The organism is Streptomyces sp. NPDC000983 (assembly GCF_040299205.1).
GTDB lineage: Bacteria > Actinomycetota > Actinomycetes > Streptomycetales > Streptomycetaceae > Streptomyces.
This window is the reverse complement of record NZ_JBEPBM010000010.1, coordinates 140,187-152,977: the sequence shown is the minus strand read 5'-3', so window position 1 is coordinate 152,977 and position 12,791 is coordinate 140,187. Positions and strand designations below refer to the sequence as shown.

General features: G+C 70.1%; 7 protein-coding genes. 3 read left to right on the top strand and 4 right to left on the bottom strand.

Annotated elements, in window-relative coordinates:
- Positions 1-19: 19 nt before the first annotated feature.
- A complete protein-coding gene (locus tag ABT296_RS14260; RefSeq protein WP_351926848.1) occupies positions 20-1,882 on the bottom strand; it encodes a DUF2334 domain-containing protein in 1,863 nt (620 codons plus the stop codon).
- Between the two features lie 453 nt (positions 1,883-2,335).
- On the opposite strand from ABT296_RS14260, the gene ABT296_RS14255 reads away from it, so the two are divergent.
- From ABT296_RS14255 to ABT296_RS14245, 3 genes are all read left to right on the top strand, one after another.
- Positions 2,336-3,580, top strand: a complete 1,245-nt coding sequence (locus ABT296_RS14255; RefSeq protein ID WP_351926846.1) for a glycosyltransferase family 2 protein — start codon at positions 2,336-2,338, stop codon at positions 3,578-3,580.
- 88 nt (positions 3,581-3,668) lie between these two features.
- Positions 3,669-4,811, top strand: coding sequence for a non-hydrolyzing UDP-N-acetylglucosamine 2-epimerase (gene wecB / locus ABT296_RS14250; protein WP_351926844.1), 1,143 nt, complete (start codon positions 3,669-3,671; stop codon positions 4,809-4,811).
- Between the two features lie 17 nt (positions 4,812-4,828).
- The gene (locus ABT296_RS14245) at positions 4,829-5,494 is read left to right on the top strand and encodes a LamG domain-containing protein (protein ID WP_351926842.1); all 666 of its coding nucleotides are present in this window, start codon (positions 4,829-4,831) and stop codon (positions 5,492-5,494) included.
- A 110-nt stretch (positions 5,495-5,604) separates the two neighbouring features.
- On the opposite strand, the gene ABT296_RS14240 is transcribed toward ABT296_RS14245, so the two are convergent.
- The 3 genes from ABT296_RS14240 to ABT296_RS14230 all read right to left on the bottom strand — a co-directional run bounded on the left by ABT296_RS14240 (position 5,605) and on the right by ABT296_RS14230 (position 12,786).
- Positions 5,605-7,068 (bottom strand): glutamate synthase subunit beta, encoded by a 1,464-nt coding sequence (locus ABT296_RS14240; protein WP_351926840.1) that lies wholly within the window; start codon positions 7,066-7,068, stop codon positions 5,605-5,607.
- Positions 7,061-11,653, bottom strand: coding sequence for a glutamate synthase large subunit (gene gltB, locus ABT296_RS14235; RefSeq protein ID WP_351926838.1), 4,593 nt, complete (start codon positions 11,651-11,653; stop codon positions 7,061-7,063). The genes ABT296_RS14240 and gltB overlap by 8 nt, the downstream gene beginning before the upstream one ends.
- 401 nt (positions 11,654-12,054) lie before the next feature.
- Positions 12,055-12,786, bottom strand: a complete 732-nt coding sequence (locus ABT296_RS14230; RefSeq protein ID WP_351926836.1) for a VIT1/CCC1 transporter family protein — start codon at positions 12,784-12,786, stop codon at positions 12,055-12,057.
- Positions 12,787-12,791: the final 5 nt, after the last annotated feature.

The window sequence follows — 12,791 nt, the reverse complement described above, 5'->3', positions numbered from 1 at the left end:
CCTCCCCCTCACTGCCGCCTCACAGGCTCGCGGGGCTGACGAAGGTGTAGCCCAGGGCCTTGATGCCCTCCACCGTCTCCCGCAGGGGCTGGACGGGGAAGTACGGGTGGTAGAAGAAGCTGGCGAAGCCGTCCCGTACGGCGAGGTTGGCCCTGGCCGAGGCGATCAGGTCGGCCGGCAGGCGGGGCGGATGGTTGTTGTATGCCTCCGGCTCGTAATTCCCGATGTTTTCGGGAATCACTTTGGTCCCGTACACATCACGGACGACGTACGGGAAGAACTGTCCGATGAAACGGTTCGGATCCGACGCGGTGCCGCTGAGCGTTCCGGAGAAATACAGCGAGCGTTCGAGTCGGGCCGCATAGTTCGAACTGAAGACCTGGTAATCGGTGGCGGAACCCGCGTAGTGCGGGGTCGTCCACAGGTTCGGCCTCGGCAGTCCCGCCGCCGCGAACTCGGCGAGCGCGCTGTCGACGCGCCCCTGGGCCCAGGCGGCGGAGTCCCCGGTGACCGGCCCGTCGTAGATCACGCTGTCCGCGGAGTCCACATGGGCCCGGTAGAACTCGAAGTCGTCGCCGCTGACGCCGTTGTAGGGGTTGGCCGCGTTGCCGTACTGGTGGGTGTAGCCGTGGTTCATCAGCACGGCGCCCCGGTCCAGCATGTACTTCAGCGTGTTGACCAGCTGGGGCCGGTCGGTGAGCTTCACCGTCTCCGGGACGCCGTTGTTGTAGGCGCCGTTGGGGTCGGTGTAGACGGGGATGACGTTGATGCCGTACGGGATCTGCTCCGCGTACAGGTAGTCGGCGATGGCCCGCAGTTCCGAGGGTTCGGAGTTGGGGCTGATGTCCTCCAGTCGTACGATCGCCCGGTGCCGTTCGGCGGTGGCCGGGGCGAGGGCGTCGAAGAGCAGGTCCTCGAAGACGATGACCCGGTCGCTCTCGGAGACGTAGGCGAAGGGGATCTCACCGATGTAGGTGAGGTTGGACGAGCGGACGGCCCAGCCGAAGGTGTGCCCGTTGGAGCTGTCCAGACCCTCGGCGACCCGGGTGACCTGCGGATATCCGGCACCCGTCAGCACGTTGGGGCGCAGGACCCCGCCGTCCTGCCCGGCCGGGATCTTCCGGGTGAGCGTCTGGCCCTTGTACGTCACCTGGGTGACGGTGCCGACGGAGCCGCCGTCCTCGTAGTACGACGTCGTCGGGTCCCAGCCGTACTTCTGGGTGAACTGGGCGACGCCGACGGCGCCGGCCATGTTCCAGATGTTGGCCCCCATCCAGGTCACGGGCTTGGTGGTGGTCATGGCGTCCTGGTAGAAGGCGGCCGGGACCGCGTCCGGGACGTCGCAGCAGTAGTAGGTCGAGCCGATGTACACCGTGGCGGTGTACGACTCGACCAGGCCCGCGGTGTACTGCGAGACGGGCTTGGCGGTCACCTCGCCGAAGTGGCCCGCGAGGTTGGCCGCGGCCATCGCGTACAGCTCGCCGAGGTGCCCGTAGGGGCCGGCCGTGTCGTACAGGACGAGGGTGGCCGTCCCGGCGGCGGGTCCGACCTCGGCCGGTGCGGCGAGGGCCGCCTGGCGGCCGACGGCCGAGGCGAGTGCGGTTGCCGTCTTCCGCGCCGGGGCGAGGGCCGCCCGGGCTTTGGCGCGCGGCCGGTCGTGCCGCGCCCGGTCGGCCTTGAGCTGGGCCTTCGCCCAGTTCTTGAGGTCTACCCGGTTGAGTCCGGACCGGGTTCCGTGCGATTCGCCGCGTCCCCGGTCCCTGTCGCCCGCCGCCTGCGCCCCGGCGGACAGGAAGGCTCCGCCGAGCAGTGCCGTGACGAGTAACAGGACCAGGGAAAGCCTCGAAAATCCCCGTCTCCGAGGCCGGTTGAGTGGTCTCACGATCAATCCCCCCACTTTGCCAAGGCTTTGGCAAAGAGTTATTCCGGCAAGAAGTCACCGATTGTTCTCGGCGATCAAGAAGGGTGTCAATGGGCCGTTCGGTGAATTACCCAGGGGACCGGTTGTCTCCACTCGATGATCGAACCGGTTCGTTTTCCTGGCACTCTTCTGGCCCGGCCCGGCAGTCTGCTAGGTTCCTCTTCGCGCGATGGGGACGCGCTGTGAAATGTGGGGGGAAAATGTACGGACGACCCGCCCTGGGGGCTCTGCTGCCCATGGCCGGGGCCATGGCCGCGCCGGAAGCGATACCGGGCCTACCATTGGCCAAAGCTCTGCAGGCGACGGCCGGTGCCGGATTCCTGCTCTACTGCCTGACCGCCTGCCTCATACTCATAACCCGGACGCACCTGCGCAGGCAGACAAGGAAAGCGCAGGTCAGCGCCGGTGGTGGCCATGATCGTTGATCTTCTGCTGTGGGCGAGCGCGAGCCTGATCGTGCTGGCCGGCTGTTACAACACAAGTCTTTTCCTTCTCTCCCGACGCAGAATTCGCCGTGTTCGCACGGACCGGAGAGAACGCTTCTACATATTCCTGCTCGCCTGCCTGAACGAGGAGCGAGTTCTTTCCGAAAGCCTCGCGCGTATCACCTCGCTGCCCGCCGGGAATTTCATGGCGCTGGTCATCGACGACGGCTCCGAGGACCGCACCGCCGACATCGCGCTGGCCGCCGACCCCGACCGGGTCCGGGTGCACCGGCGCACACTGCCGAACGCGCGCCGGGGCAAAGGGGCGGCGCTCAATGACGGAGTGCGCCATCTCAGGGAGTCGGGGCTGCTCGCCGGCCGCGATCCCGCCGATGTCGTGCTGTGCGTGGTGGACGCCGACGGGCGCCTCGACCCGCATGTGGTGCAGTCGGTGGACCCGTATTTCGACGACCCCCGCACCGGCGCGGTGCAGGTCTGCGTCCGGATGTACAACCGCCGCCAGGGGCTGCTCGCCCGGATGCAGGACATGGAGTTCGTCGTCTACGGCGACGTGTTCCAGAGCGCGCGCCGGTTCATCGGCAGCGTGGGCATGGGCGGCAACGGCCAGTTCATGCGGCTGTCCGCGCTCGACACCCTGGGCGGGGACGGCCCGTGGAGCGACAGCCTCACCGAGGACCTCGACCTCGGGGTCCGGCTGATCGCCAAGGGCTGGACCAACCAGCACTGCACCACCGCCTCGGTCTCCCAGCAGGCCGTGCTGAGCCTGCGCAGGCTGATCCGCCAGCGCTCACGCTGGTTCCAGGGCCATCTGCAGTCGGCCGGACTGGTCCCGCTCATCCTGCGGGACGTGCCGACGCGTCCGGCGCTGGACCTGCTGTACCACCTGTCCAGCCCGGTGCTGATCCTGCTCACCTCGCTGCTTCCGCTGTCCTTCCTCGTCGCCCTGGGGGCCACCACCGTGGCCTCGGTCCAGCAGGGACAGCCGCTGGTGTCGCCGATGTGGCTGCTCGGCCCGTACCTGCTGTCGTTCACCGCCGCCTACGCCTACGGATACGTCTACGCACGGCGCGAGCGTGACCTCGGTCTGGTGCGCTCGGTGCTGCTCGCGCACGTCTTCGTCTTCTACGGCTACATCTGGTTCGCCGCCGGCTGGTGGGGCTTCTGGCGGATGCTCACCGGCAAGCGGACCTGGCTGAAGACCGCTCGCACCTGAGGACCGGCGCGTCCGTACCCGCTCGACTCTCATCTCTCACCCTTTTCCGCGCGGCACCGCGGCCGCGCACGCCCGAGGGGGGCTTGCCATGTCCACATCTCCGTCCGTGATGCCCGTGCGCACCATGCTGGTGCTCGGCACCCGGCCCGAAGCGATCAAACTCGCGCCGGTGGCCCGGTCCATGGCCGCCGACGAGCGCTTCGAGCCGGTCGTCGTCACCACCGGCCAGCACCGGGAGATGCTCCACCAGATGCTCGGCCTGCTCGGTGTCGGCAACCGGATCGCGCTCGACGTGATGCGCAGCCGCCAGCAGCTGTCCGACCTGACCGCCCGGCTGGTCGCGGAGCTGGGGGAGGTGATGCGGGCGCAGCGGCCGGACCTGGTGGTGGTCCAGGGGGACACCACGACCGCGCTGGCCGGGGCGCTCGCCGCGTTCTACGAGCGGGTCCCGGTCGCCCACGTCGAGGCGGGGCTGCGCACCGGTGTCATCGACAACCCCTTCCCCGAGGAGCTCAACCGCAGCCTGATCGGCCGTATCGCCCGCTGGCACTTCGCCCCGACCCCGCGCTCGGCACGGCATCTGACCGACGAGGGCGTGCCCGAGGAGAAGGTGTTCGTCACCGGCAACACCGTCATCGACAACCTGCTGTGGGTGCTCGCCGAGGGCACCGGCGCGTGCGCGTTCCGCACCCGGGCCCGGCGGATCCTGGTCACCCTGCACCGGCGGGAGAACCAGGGCGACCGGATGCGCGGGATGGGCCGGGCGCTGGCCCGGCTGGCCGGGCGGGGGGACGTGGAGATCGTGCTGCCGCTGCACAAGAGCCCGGCGGTGCGGGAGGCGCTGCTGCCCGAACTCGACGGCCAGGACGGCATCTCGCTGGTGGAGCCGCTGGACTACCTGGACTTCGCGGCCACGCTCGCCGGGTGCGACCTGGTGCTCACGGACTCCGGCGGCATCCAGGAGGAGGCCCCGAGCCTGGGCAAGCCGGCCCTGGTGCTGCGGACCACGACCGAGCGGCCGGAGGCGGTGGAGGCGGGCGCGGCCCGGCTGATCGGCACCGACCCGGAGGTCATCGTGCGGGCCGCCGGGGAACTCCTCGACGACACCGCGCTGTACCGGCGGATGGCGGGCGCGGGCAACCCGTTCGGCGACGGGAAGGCCGCGGACCGGGTACTGGCTCAGCTGGCCGAGGACTTCGCGGCCGATGTCCCGGTGGACGCGACGGTCTGAACGCCATACTCGGCCCTGTGAACCAGCACTCCCGGCGTGGCGTCCGCACCGTTGTCGTGGCGGCGGCGGCGCTCGCCGGGGTGCTCTGGATCGCCCTCGGCCACAACGGCTCACCCGCCCCGGCACCGGCCGTGAAGCCGTGGGCGGACGGTTCGGTGCACGGCCCCTGGCTGTCGGTGTTCAACGGGCACGGCACCAACTCGGGCGACGACGACACCCTGTCCCTGTCGCCGAGGGCCGCCCGGGATCCGGGCACCACCCACGCGGGGCTGGTGGTGAGCACCCGGTCGTACGGGGACGTCCGCCTGACGGCCCGGATGCGGACGGTGGAGCAGTTGCGCACCCCGCACCCCAACCCGTGGGAGGTGCCGTGGCTGGTGTGGGCGTACACCGACCCGGAGCACTTCTACTACGTCACCCTCAAGCCCAACGGGTGGGAGCTGGGCAAGCGGGATCCGGCGTATCCGGGGGGTCAGCGGTTCCTCGCCACCGGGCACCAGCGGTACGAGGTCGGGGACCGGCACGGGGTGCGGGTGGAGCAGCGCGGGGCGTCGGTGACGGTGACGGTGGACGGGGAGCGGCTGGTGGAGTTCACCGACACCGAACGCCCGTATCTGGCGGGGAGGGTGGGGGCGTACACCGAGGACGCGACGGTGACGTTCGAAGGGCTGGAAGCCTCGTAGAAAGGGCGACGGCGTCTGCCCGGTCGTCCGGTCGGGGACAAGGGGCAGACGCCATCTGTGTTCCGTACGCCGTTGTACGGGACGTTTCCTGAGCGGTCCTCGAGGGACCGTCAGACCATGAGGGACCTGTCGGTCGGGCGGATCGGGGCCGGGAGGTCGCTGGCGCCGGTCAGGAAGCGGTCCACGCCGCGGGCGGCGGAGCGGCCCTCGGCGATGGCCCACACGATCAGCGACTGGCCGCGGCCCGCGTCACCGGCGACGAACACGCCGGGCACGTTGGTCTGGAACTCGGCGTCGCGGGCGACGTTGCCGCGCTCGTCGAGGTCCAGGCCGAACTGGTCGACCAGGCCGTTGTCACGGTCGGTGCCGGTGAAGCCCATGGCGAGGGTGACCAGCTGGGCGGGGATCTTCCGCTCGGTGCCCGGCTTCGGGGTCAGCCTGCCGTCGACGAACTCGACCTCGGACAGGTGCAGCCACTGGACGTTGCCGTCCTCGTCGCCCTCGAAGTGGGTGGTGGAGACGGAGTAGACCCGCTCGCCGCCCTCCTCGTGCGCCGAGGTGACCTTGTAGAGCATCGGGAAGGTCGGCCACGGCTGGGAGACGTTGTTCCGCTCCTCGTTCGGGCGGGGCATGATCTCCAGCTGCGTCACCGAGGCCGCGCCCTGGCGGTGGGCGGTGCCCACGCAGTCGGCGCCGGTGTCGCCGCCGCCGATGACGACGACGTGCTTGCCCTCGGCGGTGATCGGCGGGGCGACGTAGTCGCCCTCCTGCACCTTGTTGGCCAGCGGCAGGTACTCCATGGCCTGGTGGATGCCGTTGAGTTCGCGGCCGGGGACGGGCAGGTCGCGGGCGGTGGTGGCGCCGACGGCGATGACGACGGCGTCGTAGCGCTTCTTGAGGTCGGTCGCCTTGAGGTCGCGGCCGATCTCGATGCCGGTCCGGAAGCGGGTGCCCTCCGCGCGCATCTGCTCGATACGGCGGTTGATGTGCCGCTTCTCCATCTTGAACTCGGGGATGCCGTAGCGGAGCAGGCCGCCGACGCGGTCCGCGCGCTCGTAGACGGCGACGGTGTGGCCGGCCCGGGTCAGCTGCTGGGCGGCGGCCAGGCCCGCGGGGCCGGAGCCGATGACGGCGACCGTCTTGCCGGAGAGCCGCTCGGGGGCCTGCGGGGCGACGTCACCGGTCTCCCACGCCTTGTCGATGATCGAGACCTCGACGTTCTTGATGGTGACGGCCGGCTGGTTGATGCCGAGCACGCACGCCGACTCGCAGGGAGCCGGGCAGAGGCGACCGGTGAACTCCGGGAAGTTGTTGGTCGCGTGCAGGCGGTCGGAGGCGGCCGCCCAGTCCTCGCGGTAGGCGTAGTCGTTCCACTCCGGGATCAGGTTCCCGAGCGGACAGCCGTTGTGGCAGAACGGGATGCCGCAGTCCATGCAGCGGCTGGCCTGCTTGCTGATGATCGGCAGCAGGGAGCCGGGGACGTAGACCTCGTTCCAGTCGCGCAGACGCTCGCCGACGGGGCGGGACTTGGCGACCTCGCGCCCGTGGTTGAGAAAGCCCTTGGGATCAGCCATTGGTCGCCGCCTCCATCATCTTCTCGGTGATCTCGGTCTCGGTGAGACCGGCTCGCTCGGCGGCGTCCTTGGCGGCGAGCACTGCCTTGTACGTGCTGGGGATGATCTTGCTGAAGCGTGCGGCGGAGGCGTCCCAGTCGGCGAGGAGCTTCTCGGCGACCGTGGAGCCGGTCTCCTCGGCGTGCCGGCGCACCACGTCGTGCAGCCACTTGCGGTCGTCGTCGCAGAGGGTCTCGACGGCGTCGAGGTTGCCGACGTTGACGTTGTCCTTGTCGAGGTCGATGACGTAGGCGACACCGCCGGACATGCCGGCCGCGAAGTTGCGGCCCGTCTCGCCGAGGACCACCGCGTGACCGCCGGTCATGTACTCGCAGCCGTGGTCGCCCACGCCCTCGGAGACCACCAGGGCACCGGAGTTGCGGACGCAGAACCGTTCGCCGGTCCGGCCGCGCAGGAACAGCTCGCCGCCGGTGGCGCCGTAGGCGATGGTGTTGCCGGCGATGGTGGAGTACTCGGCGAGGTGGTCGGCGCCCCGGTCCGGGCGGACGATCACGCGGCCGCCGGAGAGGCCCTTGCCGACGTAGTCGTTGGCGTCGCCCTCCAGGCGGAGGGTGACGCCGCGCGGCAGGAAGGCGCCGAAGGACTGGCCGGCCGAGCCGGTGAAGGTGATGTCGACGGTGTCGTCGGGCAGGCCCGCGCCGCCGAACTTCTTCGTCACCTCGTGGCCGAGCATGGTGCCGACCGTGCGGTTGATGTTGCGGATGGCGACCTGGGCGCGCACCGGCTGGGCGTCGGTGGCGGAGTCCGCGGCGAGGGCGTCGGCGGCGAGCTTGATCAGCTCGTTGTCGAGCGCCTTCTCCAGACCGTGGTCCTGCTCGACGATCTGGTGGCGGACCGCGCCCTCGGGCAGCTCGGGCACGTAGAACAGGGGGGCCAGGTCCAGGCCCTGGGCCTTCCAGTGGTTCACCGCGCGGGTGACGTCGAGGGCCTCGGCGTGGCCGACGGCCTCCTCGATGGAGCGGAAGCCCAGCTCGGCGAGGATCTCGCGGACCTCCTCGGCGATGAACTTGAAGAAGTTCACGACGTACTCGGCCTTGCCGGAGAACCGGTCCCTGAGGGTCGGGTTCTGGGTGGCGATGCCGACCGGACAGGTGTCCAGGTGGCAGACGCGCATCATGACGCAGCCGGAGACGACGAGCGGCGCGGTCGCGAAACCGAACTCCTCGGCGCCCAGCAGCGCGGCGATGACGACGTCGCGGCCGGTCTTGAGCTGGCCGTCGGTCTGCACGACGATGCGGTCGCGCAGGCCGTTGAGCAGCAGCGTCTGCTGGGTCTCGGCGAGGCCGAGCTCCCAGGGGCCGCCGGCGTGCTTGAGCGAGGTCAGCGGGGAGGCGCCGGTGCCGCCGTCGTGACCGGAGATGAGGACCACGTCCGCGTGGGCCTTGGAGACGCCCGCCGCGACCGTGCCGACGCCGACCTCGGAGACCAGCTTCACGTGAATCCGCGCCTGCGGGTTCGCGTTCTTCAGGTCGTGGATCAGCTGGGCGAGGTCCTCGATGGAGTAGATGTCGTGGTGCGGCGGCGGGGAGATGAGGCCCACGCCCGGCGTCGAGTGACGCGTCCTGGCGACCCACGGGTAGACCTTGTGGCCGGGCAGCTGGCCGCCCTCGCCGGGCTTGGCGCCCTGGGCCATCTTGATCTGGATGTCGTCGGCGTTGACCAGGTACTCGGAGGTCACGCCGAAGCGGCCGGAGGCGACCTGCTTGATCGACGAGCGGCGGGCCGGGTCGTAGAGGCGGTCCGGGTCCTCGCCGCCCTCACCGGTGTTCGACTTGCCGCCGAGCTGGTTCATCGCGATGGCGAGGGTCTCGTGCGCCTCCTTGGAGATGGAGCCGTACGACATGGCGCCGGTGGAGAAGCGCTTGACGATCTCGGAGACCGGCTCGACCTCGTCGACGGAGATCGACGGGCGGTCGGAGACGAAGCCGAACAGGCCGCGGAGCGTCATCAGCCGCTCGGACTGCTCGTTCACCCGGTCCGTGTACTGCTTGAAGATGTCGTAGCGCGCGGTGCGCGTGGAGTGCTGGAGGCGGAAGACGGTGTCCGGGTCGAACAGGTGCGGTTCGCCCTCGCGGCGCCACTGGTACTCGCCGCCGATGTCGAGCGCGCGGTGCGCCGGGGCGATGCCGGAGGCGGGGTAGGCCTTGGCGTGGCGGGCGGCGACCTCCTTGGCGACGACGTCGATGCCGACGCCGCCGATCTTGGTGGCGGTGCCGTTGAAGTACTTCTCCACGAAGCCCTGGTCGAGGCCGACGGCCTCGAAGACCTGGGCGCCGCGGTAGGAGGCGACGGTGGAGATGCCCATCTTCGACATGACCTTCAGCACGCCCTTGCCGAGGGCGTAGATCAGGTTGCGGATGGCCTGCTCGGGCTCCATGCCGGGCAGGAAGGTTCCGGCGCGGACCAGGTCCTCGACGGACTCCATCGCCAGGTAGGGGTTGACGGCGGCGGCGCCGAAGCCGATGAGCAGGGCGACGTGGTGGACCTCGCGGACGTCGCCGGCCTCGACCAGCAGGCCCACGTGGGTGCGCTGCTTGGTGCGGATGAGGTGGTGGTGGACGGCCGCGGTGAGCAGCAGCGAGGGGATCGGCGCGTGCTCGGCGTCGGAGTGCCGGTCCGACAGGACGATCAGGCGGGCGCCGTTCTCGATGGCGGCGTCGGCCTCGGCGCAGATCTCCTCGATGCGGGCGGCGAGGGAGTCGCCGCCGCCGGAGACCCGGTACAGGCCGGAGAGGGTCGCGGCCTTGAAGCCGGGCATGTCGCCGTCGGCGTTGATGTGGATGAGCTTGGCCAGCTCGTCGTTGTCGATCACCGGGAAGGGCAGGGTGACGGAGCGACAGGAGGCGGCCGTGGGGTCGAGCAGGTTGCCGGCCGGGCCGAGGGAGGAGCGCAGGGAGGTGACGAGCTCCTCCCGGATGGCGTCCAGCGGCGGGTTGGTGACCTGCGCGAACAGCTGGGTGAAGTAGTCGAAGAGCAGGCGCGGGCGCTCGCTCAGCGCGGCGATCGGCGAGTCGGTGCCCATCGAACCGATCGGCTCGGCACCGGCCTTGGCCATCGGCGCGAGGATGATCCGCAGCTCTTCCTCGGTGTAGCCGAAGGTCTGCTGGCGGCGGGTGACCGAGGCGTGGGTGTGCACGATGTGCTCACGCTCGGGCAGGTCGGACAGCTCGATCTCGCCGGCTTCGAGCCACTCGGCGTACGGCGCCTCGGCGGCGAGCTGCGCCTTGATCTCGTCGTCCTCGATGATGCGGTGCTCGACGGTGTCGACGAGGAACATCCGGCCGGGCTGGAGGCGGCCCTTGCGGACGACCTTGGCGGGGTCGATGTCGAGGACGCCGACCTCGGAGCCGAGGACGACCAGGCCCTCGTCGGTGACCCAGTAGCGGCCGGGGCGCAGACCGTTGCGGTCCAGCACGGCGCCGACCTGCTTGCCGTCGGTGAAGGTGACACAGGCCGGGCCGTCCCAGGGCTCCATCATCGTGGAGTGGAACTGGTAGAACGCGCGCCGGGCCGGGTCCATGGAGTCGTGGTTCTCCCACGCCTCCGGGATCATCATCAGCACGGAGTGCGGCAGCGAGCGGCCGCCGAGGTGCAGCAGTTCGAGGACCTCGTCGAAGGACGCGGAGTCGGAGGCGTCGGGGGTGCAGACCGGGAAGATGCGGTCCAGCTCGCGCTCGCCGAACAGGTCGGAGACGAGCTGCGACTCGCGGGCGCGCATCCAGTTGCGGTTGCCCTTGACGGTGTTGATCTCACCGTTGTGGGCGACGAACCGGTACGGGTGGGCGAGCGGCCACGACGGGAAGGTGTTGGTGGAGAACCGGGAGTGCACGAGCGCGATCGCGGAGGCGAAGCGGCGGTCGGACAGGTCCGGGAAGAAGGGCTCCAGCTGGCCGGTGGTCAGCATGCCCTTGTAGACGATGGTGCGGGCCGACAGCGACGGGAAGTAGACGCCGACCTCGCGCTCGGCGCGCTTGCGCAGCACGAACGCGCGGCGGTCCAGGTCGATGCCCTCCGAGGCGCCGTCGCCGACGAAGATCTGCCGGAAGACCGGCATCGTCGAGCGGGCGGTGGCACCGAGCAGTTCGGGGGCGACGGGGACCTCGCGCCAGCCGAGGACGGTGAGCCCTTCCTCGCCCGCGATCGTCTCGATCCGCGAGACGGCGTCCGCGGTGCCGTCCTCGGGGAGGAAGGCGATGCCGACGGCGTACGCACCGGCCGCGGGCAGCTCGAAGCCGGCCACGGCGCGGAAGAAGGTGTCCGGAACCTGGGACAGGATGCCCGCGCCGTCGCCCGAGTCGGGCTCGGAGCCGGTGGCACCGCGGTGCTCCAGGTTGCGCAGAACCGTGAGCGCCTGCTCGACCAGCGCGTGGCTCGCCTCGCCGGTGAGGGTGGCCACGAAGCCGACGCCGCAGGCGTCGTGCTCGTTGCGGGGGTCGTACATACCCTGCGCAGCAGGGCGAGCATCCATGAACGACCAGTTCTGGCCATTCGCGGAATGCTGGGACGGCTGGCGCGGCGTACGCATCGGCTCTCCCGTCGTCGTCAGTGGCATTTCGGCATTCAGCTGGTGCCGAGGGACGACGTTGGCCCTCTGCGTGTGTGATCTGCTAGGAGATCAAAATTTCGTGCAGGTTACATGATGGAGCGGTTCTCGGGAACTGGATACACCGTTTCAACATGCGGACGCCGGGGGGTGACGGCGAGGCCGCGCACGGCGGCCGAAAGTCAAGGGGGGACCGAGTGGGGCGAGATCGGTCAGATCGATGCCCGTCGGACGGTGGCGAGGGGGACGTCGTCGCCCACCTCGCACAACTGCGCGGCAGGCACCATTGCCCACAGCGCTTACGGCTCATGCCCGGTGGTCCAGCACTCGAAACCAGCGAGTAACGGTTACTTATGCGGCCCATCGCATAAGTTCCAGTCCGCTTATCCTACGGCGATTCCGAAGAGGCTGCCCAGGGCGTACGTCACACCGGCGGCGGCACCACCCAGGGCAAGTTGCCGCAAACCGCTGTACCACCAGCTCCGCGCGGTCACCTTGGCCACGACCGCACCGCAGGCGAAGAGCCCGAAGAGGGCGAGCAGCACGGCGGGCCACAGCGCGGTGGCGCCGAAGAGATAGGGCAGGACGGGCAGCAGGGCGCCCAGGGCGAACGCGCCGAAGGAGGACACGGCGGCGACGGCGGGCGAGGGCAGGTCGCCCGGGTCGATGCCGAGTTCCTCGCGGGCGTGTATCTCCAGCGCCTGCTCCGGATCGCGGGAGAGCTGCCGGGCGACCTCGGCGGCGAGCGCGGGCTCGACCCCGCGCGACCGGTAGAGGGCGGCCAGCTCGGCCTCCTCGTCCTCGGGGTGCTTGCGCAGCTCCCGCCGCTCCACGTCCAGCTCCGCCTCGACCAGCTCGCGCTGCGAGGCGACGGAGGTGTACTCGCCGGCGGCCATGGAGAAGGCGCCGGCCGCGAGCCCCGCGAGTCCGGTCAGCACCACGGCCTGATGTCCGACCTGCCCGCCGGCGACCCCGGTCATCAGGGCGAGGTTGGAGACGAGCCCGTCCATGGCGCCGAAGACGGCGGGGCGCAGCCAGCCGCCGTTGACATCACGGTGGGTGTGGTTGTCGCGGTGCGCCTCGTGGAGCGTGGCCTCGGTCTCGATGATCGCCATGAAAG